Source organism: Pseudomonas sp. B20(2017), from assembly GCF_002113125.1.
Classification (GTDB): domain Bacteria; phylum Pseudomonadota; class Gammaproteobacteria; order Pseudomonadales; family Pseudomonadaceae; genus Aquipseudomonas.
In genome coordinates this window covers 317,547-340,632 of sequence record NZ_NEJP01000001.1, presented here as the reverse complement: position 1 = coordinate 340,632, position 23,086 = coordinate 317,547, and the positions used below count along the sequence as shown (strand labels likewise).

Below are 23,086 nucleotides of genomic sequence, written 5' to 3'. Positions count from 1 at the left end.
ACCGGGTTCTCTGCAGCTGAGATCACGGCCATGCCCTTCAACGAACTGGTGTGGTGGCTCTCCGACTGAGCCACCGCTCAACTCTTTCCGACGCATAAGGCACGCACATGGCGAAGAATCTCGCGCTTGGCTTTGTCATTGGCGGCGCCGTCGATCCGACGGTAGGCAAAGCGTTCAAGGACGTCGAAAGCAAGATCAAACACCTGGATTCGGTCGGTAGCAAAGCCCGAGTCCTGCAGAACACCATCGGCGACACCATGCGTCTGCGCGATGAGTGGCGCAAGGCGCACACGACCGGCGCCGAAGGCGCCGACAAGCTGCTGGCCAAATATGAAAAGAATCTCGAACTGCTAAAGAAACAGGGCGTTGAGGTGGGACGGTTGAGCAAGGCTTACGCCACGATGGGGCGCGTGGCCGCCGGTGCCGAACTCAAAGCACTCGGGCATCGGCAGATCGAGGAGGGCCGGTCCGGCCTGAAAAGCACCCTCGGTCAGGCTGGTGCGCTGACCGCCGCTGCTGCCATCCCGACCAAGGTCAGTGCTGATTACGGCGCGATCATTCGCGACATCGCGATCAAGGCCAACATTGCCAATTCACCGGAAGAGGCGCAGTTGTCCAAGACGGTGATCGACACGTCGCGCGACACCGGCATGGCGCGCAACCAAGTGGCCGAGGTAGTCAACGCGCTGGTCGGCGCCGGTATGGAGCTGGACAAGGCGTTGGCTTATGCACCGACGGCGGCCAAGTTTGCCGTGGGCCAGGGATCGGATGGCACTGAAACGGCCAAGATGATCAACGCACTGGGTCAGAACGCCAAGATCACTGACCCCAAGGTGATGGAAAAAGCGCTGGAAGCCATCGCCTATCAGGGCCAGGCAGGCAGCTTTGAAGCGGTCGACATGGCCAAGTGGTTCCCCGAACTGTTGGCCGGGATGGGCAAGCTGGGCATCACCGGCATGGACTCGGTGACGCAGCTGGGCGCCATGCTGCAGGTGCAAATGAAAACGGCCGGCGGTTCGGATGAGGCGGCCAACAACCTCAAAAACTGGATGGAAAAAATCGGTTCAGGCGAGACGGTCGACGCTTACAAAAAAGCCGGTATCGACTACAAAGGCTCGATGCAGACTGGTTTGCAAAACGGCATGTCCACACTGGAATCCAGTTTCGCCCTGGCGCAGAAGTACATCGAAGCGACCGATCCGAAACGGGCCGCCGAGATGGCCAAGGCCACAGCCGCGATCAGCAAAGAGGCTGATCCTGAGAAAGCCAAGGCCATGATGAAGTCTTTGGAGGAGGCTTTGCGTACCGGTGACCTGTTTGCCGACATGCAGGTGAAGGCGGCTCTGACCGCGTACATGCAGAACAAGGATCTGTACAACCAGCTGAAAAAGGATTCGGCCGGTGCCACCGGGATCCTCGACAAGAACCTGGCTGAGCGTCGACAAACCTCAGCGCAAAAATGGTCCGAGATGGCGCAGTCCATGGATGACGCCATGCGCAGCATTGGCGATGCGATCCGGCCCGTTACCGACGCAGTGGCTGACGGCATCAACAACGTCAGCCGCAAGCTATCAGGCTTCGCCGATGAGTTTCCACGGGTCACGCTCGGCATTGGTACGGCCGTGGCTGGGCTGGTCGCACTCAAGGGCGTCGTCAGCGCGTTTAAGGTCGGCAAGGGCCTGATGAACCTCGGTCGCGGCACGCTGATGGGCAACCCGAACATCCCGCAAAAAGTGATCGTCACCAACCTGCCGGGTGCCGGCGGTGGATTGGATGCCGGTGATCTGGATGGTGGCGAAGGCAAGAAGGACAAAGGCGGGAAGGACGGGAAGGCCGGCGACGGCAAGAAGAGCAAGGGCAGTAGGGGCGGCGGTCACGAAGGCGGCGGTCGCGGTGCCAAGATCGCCGAAGGCGTCAAGGGGCCGGCGTTCTTCGCGGTGGTTGACGCCGGCTTCAAAGCCTATGACACCTACGAAAATGCGGTGACTCAGGACGAAAAGGCCGAAGGTTACGGCGAGGCAGCCGGTGGGCTGGCCGGCACTTTGGCCGGTGCAGCTGCAGGCGCCGCCATCGGGTCGGCCGTGCCGATCATTGGCAACATCGTCGGCGGCATGATCGGCGGTTATCTCGGTTACATGGGCGGCGATGCGGCGGGTGGTTTTCTGGGAAAAAAACTGTTCGGCACCGACGAGTCGCTCAAGCGTGTACCGGACGCCGGGCCATTGATGATGGCCGATGCCGGAAAAAACCTGCCGCCGGTGATGGGGGACATTGCCCGGTCATTCGCGCCGAAATCCGCCACCGGCCCGCTTGCGCCGGGTGCAACACCACCTGCAGTGCCCACGGTCAGCAAGTTGCTCCCTGAGCGCGCAGACGACGCTGCAGCGCTGGGCGATGTCGCCCGCTCGTTGACCACGCCTGCCAGCGCTCCGATTCCACCACCTCTGCTGGCCGCGCCGATCCCGGCACCCCGATCCGAAACACCGAAGGTCGAACAACGGGTTGAGATCTCCGCGCCGCTGCACATTACCGTGCAGGGCGATGCCAAGGATCCGGCGCAAATGGCGCGAGAGCTGCAGCCCTACATCGCGCAGCAAATGCAGCAGGCCACGCAGCAGCTGCAGAACCGCAAACTCTATGATGAACCGCATGTGTAAGGAGGACTGATGGCTTACATGGAACAGTTGCAGTCGGGGCTCAAGCAACTGGCAGCGGCGGGGGAAACCGGGCGGCGTAGCCTCGACGGCATGATGGGACCGGTCAACGGCGCGATCAGCGAGATCAGCGGCGCGGCCTCGGAGCTGGAAGGCATACCAATTGTCGGTCCGGCAGTCGGTGAAAAACTGCAGCGCGTGATGCGCGGGGTAAACGCCGCCCAGGCCAAGGTCGGTCAGGTGGTGGCCACCTACAACAAGGCCACGCGTGCCGTGTCAGAGATCGATGAGCGCATGAGCCAACTGAATGAGCAAGCCGCCCGGGCGTCGACGGCGATCAACAAGATCGCCGGCAAGGTCAGCCCATCGCTGGGAAACATCCTGCCGACCGGTGCACTGGCCGGCAACGCGACGCCGGTACCGGAAGCGGTGAAGCCATTCCCGCACCTGTTGATCGTGCAGCCACTGGATCCCAAGGCTGTTCCGTATTACTTCAACCTGGACACTGCTGCCTTCGATGAACTGCGGCGCTCGACCGAATATCGCTGGGCCTCACAGGAACGCTTGACCCGGCGACCGGCGCAGCAAGCGGTGGGTATCGGTGAGGAAAAGATCACCCTCAAGGGCGCCATCTTTCCGGGGTTCAAGGGCGGCATCAAACAACTGGACACTCTGCGCAGCCTCGGCGCTCAACAACTACCGCTGACGCTGACCACCGGCTATGGTGACGTACTCGGCACCTGGTGTTTGAAGAACGTCGAAGAAGAACAGAGCGCGCTGCTGCAGGGTGGTATCCCGCGTAAACAGTCGTTCACCTTGGAGTTTGTACGTTATGGCGATGACCTGCAGAACGTCTGACGGGGATCTGCTCGACACCCTGTGTTACCACGCCTATGGGCATCTCAGCGGAACGGTCGAGGCGGTGCTGGATGCCAATCAGGGCTTGGCCGATGAGCCGCAGCCTTACCGTGCCGGTATTGTGATCGAGTTACCAGATCTGCCACAGCCGTCGGAGGACGGCATAGCGCTATGGAGTTGATGAACTAAAGTCACCCTTAGTTCTCGTTGCTCCTTTAGTTTCACCCCCTTCAAAGCCCGCCCTGTGCGGGCTTTTTTTGGAGCAAATAATGACCCCGACCTTTCGCATCGTCGCCGACGGTGCCGACATTACCCAGCGGATCAATGACCGCCTCCTGCAGCTGAAAACCACAGATAAACCGGGCATGGAGTCCGACGAGTTCGAACTGCGTATCGATGACCGCGACGGTGCGGTGGTTCTGCCCTCGCGTGGGGCCAGCATCGAGATCTACCTGGGCTACGCAGAAACCAGACTGACCCGCATCGGCCGCTACGTCGTTGATGAAATCGAGCTGTCCGGCCCGCCTGACACGTTGGTGATCACCGGCAAGGCCAGCGACATGCGCGGCAGCGGCAAGACCACTCGCAGCGGCAGCTGGGAAAACGTGCCATTGTCGCGGATCGTCGCCGACGTCGCCGCTCGCAACGGCTGGCAGGCGGTCTGCCCGGTGCAGACCAAGGTGCCCCGCGCCGATCAGCTCAACGAATCGGACTTCAATTTCATCACGCGTCTGGCCAGGCAGTACGACTGCACGGCCAAGGTGGCCGACGGCAAGCTGTTGGTGATGCCACGTCAGGGCGGGGAGAGCGCGTCGGGCAAAACGTTCGGTGTGGTGACAATCCGCCGTCCGGACGTGAGCCGCTTCCAGTTCAGACTCGGTGATCGCAACACCCACAAGGCCGTGTCGGCCAAACATCAGGACAAGAAGACCGGCAAGCTCGCCGTGGTCACCCTCGACAATGACGAATCTCCGGACGGCTTGCCGCCGGTGCATACCGACCGGCACATCTACCCGAACAAGTCAGCTGCCGAAGCGGCAGCCCAGGCGCGTCTCACCGCCTTCAACCGCTCCACGGCCGGCGTCCGGCTGGAGATGGCGGGTCGCACTGATCTGTTTGCCGAACGATCGATCAATGCCCAAGGCTTTAAGGTCGGGCTCGATGGCGAATATCTGGTCGACTCGGTGGAACAGGTATTCACCCAGGCCGGCTGGAGCACGACGGTCGAGTGCAACGGCGGCAAAAAAGGCAAGGCGAAAGCCAAAGGCAAGAAGAAAAAGCCGGCGAAGGATCTGAAGGTTGTTCAGATCAAGCAGTAGCGCTGCATTCCCATAACCCAGGAGAACTCCATGTCACTGACGGAACAAAAGCTACAACGCATCATGCCCAACGCCCGCCGCCAAGCGGGCGTTTTTGTTTCTGCGCTCAATGCCGCCATGGTCCGCCGGCAGATCAACACGCCGCAACGCCAAGCCGCGTTTCTCGCCCAGGTCGGGCACGAATCTGGCGAGCTGAATTACGTGCGCGAATTGGGCGGTGACCAGTACCTGAGCAAGTACGACACCGGCACTCTGGCCGTGCGGCTGGGTAACACGCCCGAGGCCGACGGCGATGGCCAGCGTTACCGGGGCCGGGGCCTGATTCAGATCACCGGCCATAACAACTACCTGCGCTGCAGCTTGGCGCTGTTCGGCGATGAGCGATTGCTGCGCACGCCGGAGCTACTGGAGTTGCCGCAGTGGGCTGCCGAGTCGGCCGCGTGGTTCTGGTGGGTTCGCGGGCTGAATGCCCTGGCGGATCAGGGCGAGTTCGAGGCAATCACCCGCAAGATCAACGGCGGCCTGAACGGTCTGCAGGAGCGCCTGCAGTTGTGGGGACGGGCGAGGGCGGTGTTATGCGCCTCGGCGAACTGATCCCGACGCCGTATCGGCTGTTTGGCGAAGTGGTGCTGCTGGCCACTCTGGTTGTCGGATCCGCGGCCATCACTTGGCAAGTGCAGGATTGGCGCTACGGCAAAGAGTTCGCCGAGCAGTCCCAGCTACACACCGAAACCCTCAATCAGTTGGCCCAGGCCTCGGCCGCGCAGCAGCGTGCCGACCAAGACAAACGCCTCGCGCTCGAGCAGCGCTTGGCATCCAGTGAACAAACCCACTACCGAGCCTTGAGCGATGTCCAACGTGATCAAGGTCGCCTGCGCGACCGTCTTGCCACTGCTGATCTGCGCCTGTCAGTCCTACTCGACGCCACCACCGGCGCCGGCAACGGATCGATGCCAGCCACCGCCACCACCGGCAGCGTGGTTTATGGCCCCACAAGAGCCGAACTTGACCCGGCGCATGCTCAACGAATTGTCGGAATCACCGACGAAGGTGACAGAGGATTGATGGCTCTGAGTGCGTGCCAAGACTATGTACGTCTGATATTTGACCGTGAGCGCGCGAGTGGCACTGCGCCATGAACACCGCTGAGTTTGGCGTTCATGGTTCAGATTTGAATGGTAGTGGTGCTATTTATTCGTGACGGTGGCGTTCGTTACTTTTCCGTCCGAGAACATCACCGTCAGCCCAGGACAAGGCACGTCACTCTCACTGCAAAGATAAGTGACTGACTTGGCGGTTAACTCTCCGGCCTTGTTCTTGTAAAACGAGATCTTGTGCCGGTCCAATCCGTATGCCGCATAGGCCAAACATTCAGGGTCGCCTATCTGCACACTCCGTTCAATCGCACGTGCCGCTTGTTCGCTCGTGAGTTGATGCGATGCAACGAGACGATCCATCACTGATGGATCTTGAAAGCCTTTCTTGACGCGAAAACTGCCACACGCTGCATACGCGTCTTCGTTGGTGTCGCCAGTCCAACCACTTTCATAGGCACTTGAGGGTTGGTTAGAGCATGCAGCCATTTGGGATACAACCAGCAGCAACAGCAATTTTTTAATCATGGAGGCAGCGTCCTTAGTCAATAAATGAAGCGGTCGGAATGGATGCGTCAACATTCAATCCGACCGCCGTCCCCGCAGATTGCCCCTGCAAGTCCGGCCTAGGCTCCAGCTTCGTGCACAAAGCGCGGCGAGCCTAGCACCTGTTTATTCATACAGTAAAGGTCTTGCTCTTAATGTCTACACCTATCATTCCTTGGATGGGCGGCAAACGCCGTCTGGCCGACCGCCTCATCCCGCTTTTTCCGCCACACGAATGCTACGTCGAAGTCTTTGCCGGCGGGGCCGCGCTCTACTTCATGAAGCCCCAGCCATCGCCCGTCGAAGTTCTCAACGACATCAACGGCGACCTGGTCACGCTTTACCGCGTCGTGCAGAACCACCTCGAAGAGTTTGTGCGCCAATTCAAATGGGCGCTCAGCTCGCGGCAGGTGTTCGAATGGCAGAAAATGACCCGCCCCGAGACCCTCACCGACATCCAGCGCGCCGCCCGTTTCTTCTACCTGCAGCACCATGCCTTCGCCGGCAAGGTCTCCGGTCAGACATTCGGCACGGCAACTACCGCACCGGCCATCAACCTGCTGCGCATCGAGGAAAACCTCTCGGCCGCGTGGCAACGCCTGTCAGGCACCTACGTCGAAAACCTCCCCTGGCTTGAATGCGCAGAACGCTACGACCGTGTCCACACCTTCCACTACATGGATCCGCCTTACTGGCAGACCGCCGGTTATGGCGTGGACTTTCCGTTCGAGAATTACGAACGGATGGCCGACTTCATGCGCCGCTGCAAAGGCAAAGTGATGGTCAGCATCAACGATCATCCCGATATTCGTCGCGTGTTCGACGGCTTCCACTTCGAGACGCTGGATATCCGCTATACCACCGCCAATCAACGACAGGGCAAAGCTGAGGTCACCGGTGAATTGGTGATCATGAACTGGGAGCCGGCGGCGCTTGGTGGATTGTTCTAACCTATGCGTAGCGCGAGATTCGTAAATCTCGCTCGCTACGCTGGATGACGCTTAAAAGCTCACCATATAAACCTTCCATCATACTCTTCGCCTTTTGCGTTTTTAATAATTTGAAAATCATACATTCCGAATTTGTACTTTTTTGTAATTTTCAACACAAAGCTCGCTTGCATCTGTAAAGAGTGTTCAGCGGAGCTAGGTTTTATTGCATAGTTTCGAGAAGATTCCAGAGCTACGCCGCTATAGGCAATTGCATCTAATTCGGGGTTTCGACTAAAAATTAAATTAGCAAGAATTCTTGAGTGAATATAGTTCGTGTTTTTTGCATTTTTGTCTTTTAATAATGAGGAGAGAAAGGAATCTGTGAATACAAAGCTTTTGCCGAATTCATGAGGCATGTTGCTCATGAATTTGTTTAGTAGGTTTCCTACAGTTTCAGACGTTAAGCCGCTGCCCCATCTGTTCATGTGGGTTATTTCGCCAATAGTCCCGCAGCGGATGGGGCGGTCTGCTAGTTGTTCATAGGCGACAATGTGTATATGGTCACCTTCTTCTGCTTTGATCTCGTCTAGAGTTGAATACTGATTGATTGATGTATACAGAATGGGGTCATTGACTTCGTTGAGTCTTCCTTCTCGCGTCAGCTCCTTAGGAGGGGGGCCAAGCTCTGATATATTGCCGAATCCATTTTCATCATTGCATTTTCTCGCACGCCAAAATGCATGGCTATAATGGAATTCGTAATTAATGACTTGATAATGATCAAGTATGAGGTTGAGTTTTTCACGAATGAATATAGGGTCTGTGCTTTTCAATATTAAAGATGATAGCTCGTCAAGGTAGCTGAGGTGCAGCGTGCTAAATTTCATTGAGAGACCCTGTTGATTTGGTGGACCCGCTACTCTGTGAGTTCCATTGGGAGTACCTGACTGTTGAACACTGTAAAGCAGTAGACGCCAAATTAAAGCTGACTAAATTAATCTATTCGGTTGATCAATTCAGGCCCGTGATTTCGTACATTGCCGATTGCTGGGTCCACCTTGAACCACTCGAACGCCTCGGTGTGCTCACCCTGCAGCAGCGCTATCTGCTCGGCGCGGTCTTTTGGCGTAGCCGGGTCCAGCCATTCGCGAGCCAATTCCGGCGATAGCGTCACAGGCCGACGGTCGTGAATGTCCACCATGCCACCAGCGCTGTCTGCCGTGATGATCACAAAGCCGTCGTGCTCCCCTGGTGGGTGTTCGGTGCTGGGGTACTGCCCAATCGCGGCGCACAGGATCGGCGCTCGGTCTCGCCGGCGAATCAAGTAGGGCTGCTTCTTGGGGCCGCCTTCGTCGACCCATTCAAACCAGTTGTTGATTGCAATTATCGCCCGGTGCGGCCAGATCGCACGGAAGAAGGGGCCATGGGCGACTTTCTCTACCCGGGCGTTGATCGGCGCGGCGCGGTCCTTCGCCCAGTGTGGACGCCATCCCCAGCGGACCATGTCGGCATGCAGGTACTGACCCTCCTGATGGAAAATCGCCAGCTGGGTGGTAGGAGCCGCGTTGTACCGCTCGAAAGGTTGGTCGCCGGTGTGATTGACCAGCGCGTTGGGCATGCTCAGCGCCGCTACAAAGTCGTGGATGCCGTCGTATTGTGAAAGTCGTCCGCACATATGTCGCCCGCCTATCAGATAATTCCTACAGAAATTGACCGCGAGCGCTTCTGAAAGTTAACTGTATGTTCGTACAGTATTGGAAGTCGTGCGTCATGAGCTATTCGATTTTAGGCCCAATTGCCGAGGTCGGCCTAAAGCTGCCTCTTTGTTTGTTCCAGGTGCCCGCTGGGTTTCCTTCGCCGGCGGCGGATCACATTGAGGCACACATCTCCTTAGATGAGGTGCTCAACATCCGTGCCCCGCATGTCTATCTTGTGAAAATCACCGGGGAAAGCATGCAGGGCGCGGGCATCTTTGACGGAGACCTAGCGGTAGTAGATCGTTCGCTGGAGCCGGCCCACGGTCACATCGTCGTTGCGCTGCTGAACAACGATCCGCTCTGCAAACGACTATGCATTCGGGGAAAGGACGTGATCCTTCTGTCTGAGAACCCCAAGTATCCGCCTCGCTATGTGCTGGAAGGTGATGAACTAGCCATCTGGGGCGTAATCATCGGCAGCGTGCGCAGCCATGTCTAAGGTGGCGCCGGTATTTGGCCTGATCGATTGCAACAGTTTCTACGCCAGTTGCGAACGCGTGTTCCGTCCTGACCTGGCCAAGGTACCCATTGTGGTGCTGTCCAACAACGACGGCTGCGTCATCGCCCGAAGCTACGATGCCAAGCCTTACGTGAGAATGGGCGAGCCGTACTTCCAGATCAAGCACAAGCTCAAGCAGCACGGTATCGTCCCTTTCTCCTCGAACTACGCGCTGTACGGCGACATGAGCGAACGCGTCATGACCCTGATCGAGGCAATGGTGCCGGCCGTTGAGGTGTACAGCATCGACGAGGCTTTTGCCGATCTCACAGGAATTGAAGGTCTGGACTCGCTGGGTCGGCAGATCCGCAGCAAAGTGCTGCGTTGCACCGGCATTCCGGTCGGGGTGGGAATCGCTCACACCAAAACCCTTGCGAAGTTGGCAAATCACACTGCCAAGCGGCTGCAGGTGCAAACGGGCGGCGTGGTTGATATCTGCGACCCGTTCAAGCGCGACTGGGTACTGCGTAATACCGACGTGTCTGAAGTGTGGGGCGTCGGTCGCAAGATGACACTTCATCTGGACGCCATGGGTATCAAGACTGCGATGGATTTGGCGAAGGCCGACCCATGGACGCTACGTAGGAAGTTCAGCGTGGTGATCGAGAAGACTGCCCGCGAGCTTGGCGGCACGCCGTGCTTGGAGCTGGACGAGCCGGATCCGCCCAAGCAGGAGATTTGCTGTAGCCGGATGTTTGGTAAGCGGCTCACGGAGCTGGCATCGATCAAGGAGGCGGTGGCCACCTACATGATGCGCGCCTCGGAAAAGCTGAGGGCCCAGAACTCGCTTTGTAAGAAGATCCGCGTCAGCATTCGCACAGGCATGTTCAATCCGGATGAGGCCAAGTACGCAAGCGGCATACTGATCGAACTGCCATATCCCACTGATGATGTGCGCCTGCTGACCAACGCCGCCGTAAACGCTGTCGAGCGCGTATTCCGGCCCGGATTCAAATACAGCAAGGCAGAGGTGATGCTCGTCAATCTTTGCCAGCCTGGTGAATTCACCGAGGATCTATTTGCCACTACGCAATCGGCGCGGGCGACGAACCTGATGACGGTGCTGGATAAGATCAACGAGAGGTGGGGCAGGGGAACATTGCGGTCTGCGGGGGTGCCGATCAATCCCGATTGGGCAATGCGGCGCGAGATGATGAGTCAAAGCTTCACGACCAAGCTTGATCAGTTGTGGACTATCCCGTGTAACTGAAACGAAGAATCCGTTGTAAGCCAAAAAATGCTAAAAATATAAAATTATGGCCTGTTGATAATGGCCGTCCATTTAATCGTGCGTCGGGCGTGGTTATCTAATTTTCCTCAGGATCTCTCGCATGCTCATGCGTTTGAGCATGCCATGCGAAATTGCCCTGAACGACAAGAAAAAGGTGCCAAACGAACCTAAGATGAGCATTATTGGAATGAAGAAAATTAGAAGTAGTTTAGACTGTGCTCCGTCGTCTCCAGTAGAGAGTTTTAATTGCACAATTAATGTGGCGATGATGGCGCCGCTTCCAAATCCTAATGCGAATAAGACTGTCGATTGGAGTGCTCTCTCTGCGGCATACAAAGAGCGGCGCTGAACAGGGCCAGGTTGGAATGCTCGTGAGCGATTATATAATAGCGCGGAAAATCCAAACAGTACCGCTAAGATGGGAAAGCAGAGAGTTGCTAAGACAAGGAAGTCTCTTTGTCGCAGATAATGATCCATTGCGCCAAAAAAAATAGTTGCACCAAATATCCAAATTGTAAAAAAGAAAAGTCTTGTAAATAATCTGTCAATTAATCGTAATATTTTGGCTGCCATATTGGTTCCATATTTAATGGGTAATGAAGTCTGCTTGAGAACTATCCAGTTGGCGCTGCTCCACCGGTTGTTAGCTTGTTTACGATCGTATTATCTCAGTTCGGCCTCCGCCTCGCACTGATTTTTATGCCAGCTTTCCCAAGCCTCAGTCTCTTGCTTATAGGTTTCCGCACATACGAGTCGAGGTTGAATTATATCGACATCGCATGGGTCTAGCGAAAAAACGTAACGATCCGAATGTTGAATGATGATTTTACGTAATAGGTGAGCCATACCAGTTTCTAACACCGTACCGCGCATCCAGGAACGCTTGCCAATGCTCGTATGCAAAAGATGTTTCGGGCTCAGTGGCAGGAGTATGTCAGTGTTCGTCACCCCCCATCCCCCCCCGAAGTTATAGTTGTTAGGGTCTTGATAGTTAAGTCTGATTAGAGGATTGTCTGACGTCGGCCATGATACACCTGCCGGAGCGTGGAGCACAGTCCAGCGTTGTCGGGGAATACGTTTTAAGGTGCTGGTTAGAAGGTGTTTTATATTCCAAAGCCACATCCCTCTACCGATCGTTGCCTCGGCCTGCACCTTCCAACTTCCTGATGGAGGTTTCTCTATAGTAATTTTCAAAGGAAGCTTACCAGCCCCATCGATTTCATTAACCTGAATAGTACGTTTTTCAGCGAGGCTTCGTTCCAGATCATTAACGGTTTGCGCCAATGTCTTATCCATCAGCGGTTTCAATGTTTTATTTTGGCGAACAAGAAACTCTTTAAGCCGTGCAGGGGTGCGCACATCTTGAGCTATAGCAAAGCGAACCAAATGCCTCCAGTGATCAGGCGTGAGGCGCTGCTCGTTGATGACGCGATATATCGCTTCTTTAGCCGGACTTTCAAACTCCCTATCAAGCCAGCGTTCAATCTCATCTGTCTCCTCTTGCCCGATCAGAGCGGTATAGAGATGCCGACGAAAGGCAATACTTTTTAGGGGTAACCTTTCCCATAGAGGAAAACTGTCATGAGGAACCAGAAGCCGGTAAGTGGGAACTCTACCTTCATGCTCCCACTGCTTTAGATAAAGCTCCGGAACGTAATGGTTTCTAACGCGTAGCTGTTGCATTCGCTCTCCTTGCTCGACGGATGACCGTGCAGGCCATTATATGCTACACAACCTTGCGCTCTCTTGCGGTTCAACGATCAATTGCGGTCCATCACGCCCTGATATTGCCTAGCTCTCCTTGCAAAGGTGATATCGTTATGCCGGTGCGGGTCCTAATCCTGGGAGGAAATGATGAGTGAAGTGAAGGCTTTGGAAAAGCTTCTGGAAACCGGCAGCCTTGATAATGAAGATGCCAAGGTACGCGGCATTGCTCAACTCGCGGTGGACAAGGGCTTCGATCATTTGAGTGAGCCTCAGAAGAATGTTTTGCGGCCACATTTGACGAAGTCATGTGAAGGCGTGACGGATCCAGGTGGTTACCATAATGATTGTCAGACGGATCTTGAGGGTGATGAACTGGCGACTGCCCTAGAGAACCAAGCCTATTACGGCAGCCTCCTTTGCGAAAAATGTATTGATGAAGCAGAGCAATATGCTCGAGAGTGGGAGCGGATTGATCGAGAGTAGCCGTCACACGCCGGAGGGACTGGCCAAAAAAAAGCCGCCTAGTAAGGGCGGCTTTTTCGTGGCAAGTCCGGTTAGTGGCCGGGTTTACCTACTCACAGGGAGCATTCACGAATTCACAGGGTACAAGGTGGCACCAGTCCGCGCAATAATTAACGATTGGCGGTTTATTGGTGAGGAGCGCTTAACCCCATCGTGCCGGGGGAAGTATTTTTTGATTGTTTTTTGAGTAAATCCCTCACAATCCAAAAAATATCGAAAAAATGATTTCCTGCCAAAGCCCTACTGCGCCTTGCTTTGACCGCAAAACTACCCTTCTCGAACGCTCAATGTGCCGTTTCGCCGCGCCATGACGATATAAATGTCGTTAACATTAGGTCAGTTTCACGGGTGTCCCGGGTTATATGGGGAACATCCGCGTGACTACCTCCTGACACGGGCTAGTAATCCGTGCGGATAGCTCAGGTGGTGTCCACGAGCTTAGCCGTCTCACAGGGAGCATTCACGTGATCCCGAAGGCACACAAAACCGGTGAGTGTGCTGGAGGTTTGGCCCAACTATGGGAGGACCTGGCATGCGGAAAATTTTGAAGCATGTCTGGGGCGTCGTGGTGGTTTGTGTACGTGTGCATCACGTCTACGAATTACTGCGAGACTATTTTGACGGTCCGTAAGGATCAAGAAGTGCACCGCTTCGGCTTCGGACGAGGCGGTTTTTTTCGCGCATAGAAATGGCTATTGTCGTCGAGGTGCTGGTGTCTGTTATATACGTTAGGCGTTTGTGGAAAGCAAAAACAGACACCTTAACGGACACCAAGGAGAGGCGGAGTAGGCTGGAGGCCTTGAAAATAGTGGAGCGGGTGAAGGGAATCGAACCCTCGTTATCAGCTTGGGAAGCTGATTTTTGGGTGATATTGTTTTGATAGCGCGAGCGTAACTGTCTGAGTAGAAGCTCGCCCAATTCAATACGTACCACTGAAGGTAGGAAAGGCTTGATGAATAAGGCTGTTCTTTTGCTTGTCCCTGTTTTGCTGAGTTCTTGTTCCGCAATCCAGCATAAGCCGGTCCAAATTACCCCGCATACCGTTGAATTTCACGGCGCTAAGAACGCCATCAGTCCTGCAGCATCCGGCACGCCGAAGAGTGAATATCCATCCAATGGCCAGCCCAGGGCTACCCCGTATGAGGAGGTTTTTCCTCTGTCATACGCGGTGGAATGTAACGCTGCGAGGACTGCCTGCAAGCATGCTGTCGTTCAAACAGACCTGACATACGAAATTCACGAGGTAGGTTCTGAAGTTGAGATTACCGGGAACCTCAAGTCGACGATGGGTAGGAAGTTTACACAGAGGGTTGGGGGCCAGAACGGCTCATACCACCAGACCTCCCTGTCGGTGAGCGAAGATGTGGAGGTAATTGGAACTGGAACAGTTATCAAGCCATTTTCGTTCACCTACAGCCCAGGGAAGCGAGTAGTCGTTGACGGGCTTGGAGGCGTACAGGTCATCATCACCTTCGATCCTTTGAAGAAACCATCGGTGTAGTCTCCTATTCGCTGATGAGCAGCTGAGATCGATGGTTGAGTTTTAGGGCAAATTTAGGGCAGAACGTAGACCGTTGAGGGCCGGTTCTGGCCCATCAATCTGACGAATTCTCCCCATACTCACGGCCTGTAACGGTCTGTGATATGGGAGGCTCGGGTTCGAATCCCTATCTCTCCGCCATATATAGAAAAAGCCCCGTAGCTGAGAAGCTGCGGGGCTTTTTCGTTTCTGATCTTTTGTAGCTCGAAACACCAGCTACTTCTGCTCCGGATTCACTTCTTTCCAGCTGTCATCCGGATCAAAGCGCTTCATCGCCTTCGCAACCTTCTCCGAGTCAGGCCCCAGGTCCTTTTCGAATACCTGCCCCTCGTGACTGATCATGAAACTCATCACTCCGGTATCGGCATATTTCGCCGGCCATGCGATCAGCGCAAATCCCCGGCTCATCTTGTCGCCGATAAGGTAGCTGTAAGCGCCGCCGGGTGCGGACGGGCCTTGGCCATCGAGGATGCGGAAACGGTAACCGTGCCAGGCCTCGTCGTTGATGGCCTGGCCGAATGCCGGGCCCAGAGGGCTGATCTGATCGGTGTCATCGTCCGGCCAGTAGAGTCCGTCGTGTTTGCCGGGGGAGCTGATGATTTTCTGTGCGTATTCGAGGGCGCCGTCGCCGTCGCGATCCTCCGAGGCGTAGTCCATTTGTGCATCGTGATAGGCCAGGGCCGCTTGCACGGCATCCAGTTCGTTGCGGCCGATTTGCCGGGTGCGAATTTCGGTTCGAGCAGACTTCATATCGAAGCGCCAACCCGATGCTCCTTTGACGAGAGGAATGGGCAGCGTCCAGTGATCGGGTCCTACGGCAAGCACGGCTTTGTTGTCGCCGGTTTTTTCCAGTGTGTGCTGTTCGCGGTATTGCTGCAAAAAGGCATCGACATCACTGCGTTGTACGCCCTCCCGGGGAATGAAACTGTGCCATTCCTCGCCCAGCAGTTCAGTCAGGCGTTTCTGGTCGGCGTGGTCTGTTCCTAGGGCTTCGACGAAGGCCTCGACGGCTTTTTCCGGGGTTGGAAATGTCTGCTGGGCCATGGCAAAGCTTGACCACGCGAGGCCAAGTCCGATGGCCAGACAGCCCTTCACAAGAGAGTGGATGCTCATCGACGGCCACCTCCTCTTTGACGCATTCCCCCGCCGGATGGCCGGTTGATCTGATGTCCGACGGCTCGCGAGGTGTTCGGGCGTTGCGCGGACATCTGGCTGGCCCGGCCTCGGTCAGCCTGTAGTCGGGTTTGCGATGGCGAGCGGGCGCCGGCGAAGGCGTTATTGCGCGCACTGCCTGCGGCAGGCCGGGTTTGCGGCGTTTGGCGCGCTTGAGGCGTGCGCGCTTCACGCTGATTGGCACCGGGTTGCCGGGCCTCCCGCGTATTGTTTGCGTTCTGCCGGGCATCGCGAGCGTTGCCTTGAGCGCGGTCGGCCGTCCTGGGTCTGTCTGCGCCTCCTTGCATCCGGTTGCCGGCATTGGCGGATTGCGCTTCGCGAACCTGATTGCGGGCTTGCTGATTGCTGGTGGCGGGGCGTTCGAAACCGGCCCGGTCCATCGAACTGCGAGCTCTTTCTCGGGCCTGGGCTCGTTGCGCGTTGTCCCCACGATAGGCTTCGCGCTGAGCCGCACCGTCCAGTTGCCGGCCGTACTGGGTGCGGCTGCGGTTGTCTCGATAAGGCACGCCGTCGCGATGCACGGTGTTGTGTTGCCATTTGTTTTGGTTGTTGGTGATCCGGTTGTTGGCGTTGATGTTGTTGTAACGGTTCACATCGATGTCGATGTCGTTGTTGCCCCAGTCACAATTTCCCCACAACGACGCGACGACGGCCACGCCGGTCCCGAAGGCCAATCCGGCAACCAATGCCTGACCAGGGTAATAAGCGGGAGGCGGAGGGTAATAAACCGGTGGCGAGGCCGGATACGGCCAGGTGCCGTAAGTGGTGGTCGGGTTATAAGTCGGGACATACACGACCTGCGGATCGGCCGGTTGAATGATGATGGTGGAGGGGCTGGCGGCTGAATTGGAGGGTGTTGAAGTCGAAGTCGGGGCAGCAGGTGCAGGCGCCGTGACGTTCTGTACCGTCACATTCTGATATTGATTGCTTTGCAGGTTGCCCGCCGCCTGGGCCTGATGCCGCAAGCGCTGGACGCCCGCCATCAGATCGTCAGGCTGCGCCAAAAAGGCATCCCCCAGACGTTGTACCCAGACCGGATCCTGCCCCAGTGTCACCAATACCTGGGGAAATGCCACCAGTGCCTGCACGCTCGGATCCCATGTCTGGGTCGCTACTTGCTTGACGGCATCATCACCCTTGGCATTCGGATTGGCTTTGGACCAGGTCACTGCCTCGGCGACTTCTCCCGGATAGGTAGCGGCCATCAGCACTTGGGCGAGCAACGGATCCGGATACAACGCAATCGGCGCCAGCATCTGATCCAGCTGCTCCTGGGTAAACACGGCATCTTTGGCCGGAGCGGCGGCAGGACTGGTAGGCGCTGCCTGAGTAGTGGGCGCCGGGGGGGGATCCGCAGCTCGCACCAATCCGGGCGCAACGCTCAGGGCGAGCATGACTGAGGCGGCATAAAACAGTGAAGTGTGCATTACCTCTTCCCCACATCGAGTGGCAGGTTAGAGAAGTCGAGGTGCCAACGGCGAGCATTGGATGCTGCACCGTGATGGAGAATGGTTCGCTAATGGCGTTCCGTCAAAATCCGGCACAGTCTTTTTTGCAATAAGCACGTTGTCCGCGCAATGCCGCCGTTTACTTGCGTTTTGCGATAAATGACTAAACTTTCCGGTTCCAGGTCATGCGATGCCAGGGGGGCCCTGGCAGCCACTTTCAACCCGAGAGGTCTGGTCATGGCAAAGGGAAAGAAGAAAGACTCGCCCCGAGAGAAACCTGACGAACATACAAAACTGTCAAACAAGGACTACCTTGCCGAGCTGCGCCGTTTGCATATCGAACTGGTAAAAATGCAGGAATGGGTGAAGGCCGAAGGCATCAAGATCTGCATCATCTTTGAAGGCCGTGACGGTGCGGGCAAGGGCGGCACCATCAAGGCGCTGACCGAACGGGTCAGCCCGCGAGTCTTTCGCGTCATCGCGTTGCCGGCCCCGACCGACCGCGAAAAGAGCCAGATGTACATGCAGCGCTACTTGCCCCATTTGCCGGCGGCCGGCGAAGTGGTGATCTTCGATCGCAGTTGGTACAACCGAGCCGGCGTAGAGCGGGTGATGGGCTTTTGCACGGATAAACAGGTCGACAAATTCCTCAAGAGCGTGCCGCTGGTGGAACGAGCGGTTGTCGGTTCGGGGGTGATTCTGCTCAAGTACTGGCTGAACGTCAGTCAGGAAGAACAAACCCGTCGGCTGGAGGCGCGAATCAACGACGGTCGCAAAATCTGGAAGCTGTCGCCCATGGATCTCAAGTCTTACAGTCGCTGGTATGACTACTCCAGGGCGCGGGACGAGATGATCGAAGCGACCGACACCGGTTATGCCCCGTGGCTTGTGGCCAACTCGAATGACAAGCGTCGGGCGCGGCTCAATATCATCTCCGACCTGCTCAGTCGCATCCCCTACAAAGAGGTGCCGCGAGAGAAGGTGACATTGCCCAAGCGGCAGAAACCGGGGGGGTACAAGGAGTCGGATTATCCGTTCAGGCACATTCCCGAAAGGTTTTGAAGCAACTTCAGAAGTCGCCGGAGCTGCCAACACAGGCAGCCCGGCGTCTTGCGCAGTCCTCAGATCTCCTTGACCGGGGTCTCTCCCTGCACACCCTTGATCAATTCGATCACATGCAGACAATCCGACTTGTTCATATACGACTCCCCGCTGGCGACCGTCTCGTGGTTGCCTGCCCGTAGCCGCCAGCGCCATTGGCCCTTGCCGGTGCTCGGGGTGCCTTTGGACTGCCTGTAAATCTCGAAATACATTCGGTTCGCTCCATGCGATGTGTTTGTGCGACAACCTGTGTGTCGCCTCGACGCAAGCCTAGCGGAGCGCGGCTTTTTGGCTATCGGGGATTTGTTTCCAATCGTTCGTGAATGTTTCTGGAAAGCACGGGCCAGAGCGCTTGGATCGGCCTTTGGATTGGCCGGAACGCCGTTGTTTCACCCTTGCATGACATTCCGGGCTGCTGCTTAATACGGGGCGGCTCATGGCGTCGAACAGCGTTCGGCGACCGACAATCACTATAAGAAAGAGCAGTCCATTGACCCATTCGCACGGAACGCAACACGCGGGCCCGGTGACGTTGTCGCTGGTAGTGCCCGTATTCAATGAAGAGGAGAGCCTCGACGGCTTTCTCCTGCGCATTCGTCAGGTTTTCGAACAAGAGACGCTGGTCGAGCTGGAACTGGTGTTCGTCAATGACGGCAGTTCCGATACGACGCTGGAGCGCTTGCTGCACTGCCAGCGGAGCGATTCGCGCATCCGCGTTGTCGATCTGAGTCGCAATTTTGGCAAGGAAGCGGCGCTGTCCGCCGGTTTGCAGACGGCCACCGGGCAAATCGTGGTGCCGATCGATGTCGATCTGCAGGATCCGCCCGAGGTCATTCTGCAAATGATAGAGCGCTGGCGCGAAGGTTTTGAAGTGGTGCTTGGCCACCGCATCAGCCGGCGCAACGACTCCTGGGCCAAGCAGACCTCCGCCAGCTGGTTCTATCGTCTGCACAACAAAATTGCCGAACAGGCATTGCCGGAAAACGTCGGTGATTTTCGGCTGATGGATCGCTGCGTGGTCGACGCGCTGCTGACATTGCCCGAATCCCGGCGCTTCATGAAAGGCCTGTTCGCCTGGGTCGGATTTCGTACCACTCAGGTCGAGTACGAACGCCCGGAGCGGGCGGCGGGGCAAAGCAAGTTCAATGGTTGGCGGCTGTGGAATTTCGCCCTCGAAGGCATCACCAGTTTCAGCACCGAACCGTTGCGGATCTGGACGTATCTGGGGGCGCTGGTCTCTCTGGTGTCGTTTGCCTTTGCGATGTTCATTGTGTTGCGCACGCTGATCCATGGCGTTGACATGCCCGGTTACGCCTCGCTGATGGTTGCCGTGACGTTTCTCGGCGGCTTGCAGTTGATCGGCATCGGCGTGCTCGGCGAGTATCTGGGCCGCACCTATATCGAAGCGAAGCGCCGGCCGGTTTTCCTGGTGCGCCGCATCTACGAATCCAAGGACTGAAGCATGGACCTCAAGGAAACCGACATCCTCGGCGACAGCATCGGCGAGCATTGGTATTACTGCTCCAAAGCGGCCGCGACCCGCCGTTTGCTGGGTGAAGCGCCGATCAAGCGAATACTCGACGTCGGCGCCGGTTCAGGATTCTTCTCCCATCATTTGTTGACCCATACGGCGGCGCGAGAAGCATGGTGCGTGGACATCAGCTATCCGGCCGATTCGAGCGCCACCACCGCCGGAAAACCCGTGCATTACCGCCGTTCCATCGATGCGGTGGACGCTGATCTGGTGTTGTTGATGGATGTGCTGGAGCACGTTGATGACGACGTCGGGCTGCTCAAGTCCTATGTTGAAAAAGTGCCGTCCGGCAGCCGCTTTCTGATGACCGTGCCGGCGTTCCAGTTCATGTGGAGCGGGCACGATGACTTCCTCGAACACAAACGTCGATACACCTTGGCGCAGTTCGAAACCCTGGCCGCTGATGCGGGTTTGCAGGTGGAGCGGGGCGCCTATTATTTCGGCGCGGTGTTCCCCATCGCGGTTGCGTCCCGACTGTTGCCTGGCGCGGCGCATGGCTCGGCTCCGCGCTCGCAACTAAAGCGCCACCATCCGCTGGTCAACTCCGTGCTGAAGACGTTGTGCCGTCTTGAATTGCCTTTGATGGGCATGAATCGCCTGGCCGGTTTGAGTGTGTTTGTGCTGGCGCGAAAACCGTGACGGGCACCGAGAGAGCTGCGTTGATTCAGCGCGGCTTGCGCTTCGCTGTGACCGGTCTGTTCGTCACGGCGCTGCATGCGCTGGTGGCGATACTGTTCATCAACTTCGTCAGCCACCAGCCGCCCCTGGCCAACGGCGTAGCCTTTGCCGTGGCGACGGTGGTGTCCTACGTGATCAACACCACCTGGAGCTTTTCGGCCCGACTGCACGGTAAAACCTTGCTGCGTTTCATGCTGGTTTCGGCGGGCGGATTTCTGTTGGCGATGTTCGTGGCCTGGGCGGCACAAATGGCCGGGTTGCACTATCTGGCGGGTATCGGTGCCGTGGCGCTGACGATTCCGGCGTTCACGTTCGTACTGCATAACTTCTGGACGTATCGATGAAGGATTCACGCGAGCATCCGGCTCTATTTCTGTTGCCGTTGTTATTGGGTGTGCTGGTGTTCTTTGTGGTGGTCGGGCCGCAGGCGCTGAACCCGCAGAACATCGCCTGGCTGGAGCAGGGCGATCCGGCGACACATTATCTTGGCTGGGAATTTTTCCGGCATTCGCCTTGGACATTTCCTCTCGGGCTCAACCCGAATTACGGACTGGAGCTGGGTAGCGCGATCATTTTTTCCGACTCCAATCCACTGCTGGCGTTGTTGTTCAAACCGTTCAGTGCGTGGTTGCCGGACACCTTTCAGTATTTCGGGTTGTGGCTGCTGGCATGCTGCATCCTGCAAGCCTGGTTTGGCTGGAAACTGCTCGGGCTGATTACGGCCAATCCCTTGATCCGACTACTGGGCGCCGGGCTGCTGGTGTTCTCACCAGCGATGTTCTTGCGCATGGGCGGCCACCTTTCACTGGCGGGCCATTTCCTGATCCTGGCTGCGCTTTACCTTGCGCTGCTGCCAAATCTGCGTCGACGGCGCCTCGCCTGGGGAGCTTTGCTGGCGGCGACGGCTTGGGTGCATGCCTACCTGCTGGCCATGGTTGCGCTGATCTGGGTGGCGGATCTTCTGGGCAAGACGTTCAATCAGACAATGACCCGGCGTCAGGGGCTGATCGAAGGGGGCATGCTTTTCGCGCTGGTGAGCGTGTGTTGCTGGCAGGCCGGGTACTTCAGCATTGCCGATGGCGCGGCATCCGGTGGTTTTGGTTTGTACCGGATGAACCTGTTGTCGCCCGTCGACCCGGCCGGCTGGTCATTGATCCTGCCTGATCTGCCGGAGGGGGACGGGGATTACGAGGGTTTCAACTACCTTGGCCTGGGCGTTCTGGTATTGGTGCCGCTGGCGTTGCTGGCTTGGTTTCGAGATCGCCAGGCCTTGAAAGATCAAGTGCGCGCACGTCCATGGCTGTTGATGGCCTTGATCGGCTTATGGCTGTTCGCGCTGTCGAATCAGATCGGCATCGGGGCGTTGAACCTCGATTATCCGTTGCCGAAAAGTCTCATCGCGTTGGCCAATATTTTTCGTGCTTCGGGCCGGATGTTCTGGCCGGTTCTGTACGTCTGCATCCTGGCTGCGATTTTTCTGGTGGTGCGCGGTTATCGACCGCGTATCGCCATCGGTCTTCTTGCGGTGGCGCTGCTGATTCAGATCGCCGATACCCGCAACGGCTGGATGGGGCTGCGACAGGGAAAACAGGTGGCGTCTTCGTCGGAATGGGCCAGCCCGCTGACTGATCCATTCTGGGCAAATGCCGCTACGCGTTATGCCAATGTCCGCAGCCTGATGCCACAGAATCAGGGGGAGCGCTGGCAGATGATCGCCGGTTTCGCAGCGACCCACGGGATGAAAACCGATGCGGTGTATCTGGGACGCATGAGCACTTCAGCGCTGGCGCGGGCACAGCAGAAAGCTCGCGCGATGCTCGATTCGGGGCAGTACGACGCAGACTCTTTGTACCTCCTGGACGACGATGCTCTGGTCGATGTCGCCAGAACCATCAACAGTGAAACCGATCTGCTGACGCGCGTGGATGGGGTGGCGGTGCTGGCGCCGGGCTGGAAGCGGTGTGCGCAGTGTCTGTCCATGCAGGATGAGGGGCGGCGGATGTCACTGATCCCGCTCACTCGCTCGGGGCAAGCGCTGACCTTCAATTATCGAAACCGACAACTGGCCAGCGGCTGGTCGACGCCGGAAAGCTGGGGGACGTGGACGGAAGGGCAACAGGCGAAGATCGAATTGCGGGTGTTGCCGCCGGCGAATTCGATCCTGATCGACGCCTTGGCATTCATTCAGCCCGGCCACCCCGGCCAGCGGGTGATCGTCAGTCTGAACGGCCAACAGGTACTGGAGACCCGTTTGACGCAGTTTCAAGGCAATCGCCTGGAAATCCCGATCAGCGCCCAGCTTAGCCAGCGCCTCGGGAACGATGACCGGCTCGACATCGAATTGCAGCTGCCGGATGCCGCCAGCCCTAGACAGCTGGGTATCAACGACGATTCGCGGATCATGGGCCTCGGGCTGAAGACCTTGACGGTGCAATGACACGCCGTTTCGATGGACGCCGCCCCCAAGGCCTTTCTACACTGCCGCCATCTGGG

General features: G+C 57.1%; 24 protein-coding genes. 16 read left to right on the top strand and 8 right to left on the bottom strand.

What is annotated here, in order from left to right; all coding sequences use genetic code 11:
• Nucleotides 1-107: 107 nt before the first annotated feature.
• From CAF63_RS01620 to CAF63_RS01595, 6 genes are all read left to right on the top strand, one after another.
• Nucleotides 108-2,657 carry a phage tail tape measure protein gene (locus tag CAF63_RS01620; protein WP_085683141.1) on the top strand — a complete coding sequence of 850 codons (2,550 nt, stop codon included), beginning with the start codon at nt 108-110 and terminating at the stop codon, nt 2,655-2,657.
• 9 nt (nt 2,658-2,666) lie between these two features.
• On the top strand, nt 2,667-3,512 hold the full coding sequence (locus tag CAF63_RS01615) for a phage tail protein (RefSeq protein WP_085683140.1): 846 nt from the start codon (nt 2,667-2,669) through the stop codon (nt 3,510-3,512).
• Nucleotides 3,487-3,693 (top strand): tail protein X, encoded by a 207-nt coding sequence (locus CAF63_RS01610; RefSeq protein WP_085683139.1) that lies wholly within the window; start codon nt 3,487-3,489, stop codon nt 3,691-3,693. The genes CAF63_RS01615 and CAF63_RS01610 overlap by 26 nt, the downstream gene beginning before the upstream one ends.
• 88 nt (nt 3,694-3,781) lie before the next feature.
• Nucleotides 3,782-4,831, top strand: a complete 1,050-nt coding sequence (locus CAF63_RS01605) for a phage late control D family protein (RefSeq protein ID WP_085683138.1) — start codon at nt 3,782-3,784, stop codon at nt 4,829-4,831.
• A gap of 30 nt (nt 4,832-4,861) precedes the next feature.
• Nucleotides 4,862-5,425: a glycoside hydrolase family 19 protein gene (locus tag CAF63_RS01600; RefSeq protein WP_085683137.1), complete on the top strand. Its 564-nt coding sequence runs from the start codon at nt 4,862-4,864 to the stop codon at nt 5,423-5,425.
• A complete protein-coding gene (locus tag CAF63_RS01595; RefSeq protein ID WP_085683136.1) occupies nt 5,407-5,970 on the top strand; it encodes a lysis system i-spanin subunit Rz in 564 nt (187 codons plus the stop codon). Before CAF63_RS01600 ends, CAF63_RS01595 begins: the two co-directional genes overlap by 19 nt.
• Before the next feature lie 48 nt (nt 5,971-6,018).
• On the opposite strand, the gene CAF63_RS01590 is transcribed toward CAF63_RS01595, so the two are convergent.
• A complete protein-coding gene (locus CAF63_RS01590; protein ID WP_085683135.1) occupies nt 6,019-6,453 on the bottom strand; it encodes a hypothetical protein in 435 nt (144 codons plus the stop codon).
• A 173-nt stretch (nt 6,454-6,626) separates the two neighbouring features.
• On the opposite strand from CAF63_RS01590, the gene CAF63_RS01585 reads away from it, so the two are divergent.
• Nucleotides 6,627-7,421: a DNA adenine methylase gene (locus tag CAF63_RS01585; RefSeq protein WP_085683134.1), complete on the top strand. Its 795-nt coding sequence runs from the start codon at nt 6,627-6,629 to the stop codon at nt 7,419-7,421.
• Nucleotides 7,422-7,480: 59 nt separating this feature from the next.
• Here CAF63_RS01585 and CAF63_RS28205 read toward each other — a convergent pair whose 3' ends face one another.
• Together CAF63_RS28205 and CAF63_RS01580 are read right to left on the bottom strand one after the other, a co-directional pair.
• Nucleotides 7,481-8,290, bottom strand: a complete 810-nt coding sequence (locus CAF63_RS28205; RefSeq protein WP_143492411.1) for a hypothetical protein — start codon at nt 8,288-8,290, stop codon at nt 7,481-7,483.
• Between the two features lie 107 nt (nt 8,291-8,397).
• Nucleotides 8,398-9,078: an SOS response-associated peptidase gene (locus CAF63_RS01580; protein WP_085683133.1), complete on the bottom strand. Its 681-nt coding sequence runs from the start codon at nt 9,076-9,078 to the stop codon at nt 8,398-8,400.
• A 95-nt stretch (nt 9,079-9,173) separates the two neighbouring features.
• On the opposite strand from CAF63_RS01580, the gene CAF63_RS01575 reads away from it, so the two are divergent.
• Together CAF63_RS01575 and umuC are read left to right on the top strand one after the other, a co-directional pair.
• Nucleotides 9,174-9,599: a LexA family transcriptional regulator gene (locus CAF63_RS01575; protein WP_085683350.1), complete on the top strand. Its 426-nt coding sequence runs from the start codon at nt 9,174-9,176 to the stop codon at nt 9,597-9,599.
• Nucleotides 9,592-10,869 carry a translesion error-prone DNA polymerase V subunit UmuC gene (umuC, locus tag CAF63_RS01570; RefSeq protein ID WP_085683132.1) on the top strand — a complete coding sequence of 426 codons (1,278 nt, stop codon included), beginning with the start codon at nt 9,592-9,594 and terminating at the stop codon, nt 10,867-10,869. Before CAF63_RS01575 ends, umuC begins: the two co-directional genes overlap by 8 nt.
• A 93-nt stretch (nt 10,870-10,962) precedes the next feature.
• Here umuC and CAF63_RS01565 read toward each other — a convergent pair whose 3' ends face one another.
• Together CAF63_RS01565 and CAF63_RS01560 are read right to left on the bottom strand one after the other, a co-directional pair.
• A complete protein-coding gene (locus CAF63_RS01565; RefSeq protein ID WP_085683131.1) occupies nt 10,963-11,463 on the bottom strand; it encodes a hypothetical protein in 501 nt (166 codons plus the stop codon).
• 90 nt (nt 11,464-11,553) lie between these two features.
• The gene (locus tag CAF63_RS01560) at nt 11,554-12,573 is read right to left on the bottom strand and encodes a DUF4238 domain-containing protein (protein ID WP_085683130.1); all 1,020 of its coding nucleotides are present in this window, start codon (nt 12,571-12,573) and stop codon (nt 11,554-11,556) included.
• A gap of 171 nt (nt 12,574-12,744) precedes the next feature.
• On the opposite strand from CAF63_RS01560, the gene CAF63_RS01555 reads away from it, so the two are divergent.
• Together CAF63_RS01555 and CAF63_RS01545 are read left to right on the top strand one after the other, a co-directional pair.
• On the top strand, nt 12,745-13,080 hold the full coding sequence (locus CAF63_RS01555; RefSeq protein ID WP_085683129.1) for a hypothetical protein: 336 nt from the start codon (nt 12,745-12,747) through the stop codon (nt 13,078-13,080).
• 991 nt (nt 13,081-14,071) lie between these two features.
• Nucleotides 14,072-14,620: a hypothetical protein gene (locus CAF63_RS01545; protein WP_085683127.1), complete on the top strand. Its 549-nt coding sequence runs from the start codon at nt 14,072-14,074 to the stop codon at nt 14,618-14,620.
• Nucleotides 14,621-14,875: 255 nt separating this feature from the next.
• On the opposite strand, the gene CAF63_RS01540 is transcribed toward CAF63_RS01545, so the two are convergent.
• Both CAF63_RS01540 and CAF63_RS01535 read right to left on the bottom strand, forming a co-directional pair.
• Nucleotides 14,876-15,772 (bottom strand): DUF2950 domain-containing protein, encoded by an 897-nt coding sequence (locus CAF63_RS01540; RefSeq protein ID WP_085683126.1) that lies wholly within the window; start codon nt 15,770-15,772, stop codon nt 14,876-14,878.
• The gene (locus CAF63_RS01535) at nt 15,769-17,259 is read right to left on the bottom strand and encodes a DUF3300 domain-containing protein (protein WP_085683125.1); all 1,491 of its coding nucleotides are present in this window, start codon (nt 17,257-17,259) and stop codon (nt 15,769-15,771) included. Before CAF63_RS01535 ends, CAF63_RS01540 begins: the two co-directional genes overlap by 4 nt.
• A 258-nt stretch (nt 17,260-17,517) precedes the next feature.
• Between CAF63_RS01535 and ppk2 the strand changes: the two genes are divergently transcribed.
• A complete protein-coding gene (gene ppk2, locus CAF63_RS01530; protein WP_085683124.1) occupies nt 17,518-18,342 on the top strand; it encodes a polyphosphate kinase 2 in 825 nt (274 codons plus the stop codon).
• 59 nt (nt 18,343-18,401) lie between these two features.
• Here the strand turns inward: ppk2 and CAF63_RS01525 are convergent, their stop codons facing one another.
• A complete protein-coding gene (locus tag CAF63_RS01525) occupies nt 18,402-18,593 on the bottom strand; it encodes a DUF1508 domain-containing protein (RefSeq protein WP_085683123.1) in 192 nt (63 codons plus the stop codon).
• Nucleotides 18,594-18,871: 278 nt separating this feature from the next.
• Here CAF63_RS01525 and CAF63_RS01520 point away from each other — a divergent pair, with 278 nt between their 5' ends.
• Genes CAF63_RS01520 through CAF63_RS01505 form a run of 4 tightly spaced genes read left to right on the top strand, consistent with a single transcriptional unit; the run spans nt 18,872 to nt 23,030 of the window.
• Nucleotides 18,872-19,840, top strand: a complete 969-nt coding sequence (locus CAF63_RS01520) for a glycosyltransferase family 2 protein (RefSeq protein WP_085683122.1) — start codon at nt 18,872-18,874, stop codon at nt 19,838-19,840.
• Nucleotides 19,841-19,843: 3 nt separating this feature from the next.
• Nucleotides 19,844-20,554 (top strand): bifunctional 2-polyprenyl-6-hydroxyphenol methylase/3-demethylubiquinol 3-O-methyltransferase UbiG, encoded by a 711-nt coding sequence (locus tag CAF63_RS01515; protein ID WP_085683121.1) that lies wholly within the window; start codon nt 19,844-19,846, stop codon nt 20,552-20,554.
• A 20-nt stretch (nt 20,555-20,574) separates the two neighbouring features.
• Nucleotides 20,575-20,937 carry a GtrA family protein gene (locus CAF63_RS01510; RefSeq protein WP_256574476.1) on the top strand — a complete coding sequence of 121 codons (363 nt, stop codon included), beginning with the start codon at nt 20,575-20,577 and terminating at the stop codon, nt 20,935-20,937.
• Complete coding sequence (locus tag CAF63_RS01505) at nt 20,934-23,030, top strand: DUF6311 domain-containing protein (RefSeq protein WP_085683119.1); 2,097 nt, start codon at nt 20,934-20,936, stop codon at nt 23,028-23,030. Before CAF63_RS01510 ends, CAF63_RS01505 begins: the two co-directional genes overlap by 4 nt.
• Nucleotides 23,031-23,086: the final 56 nt, after the last annotated feature.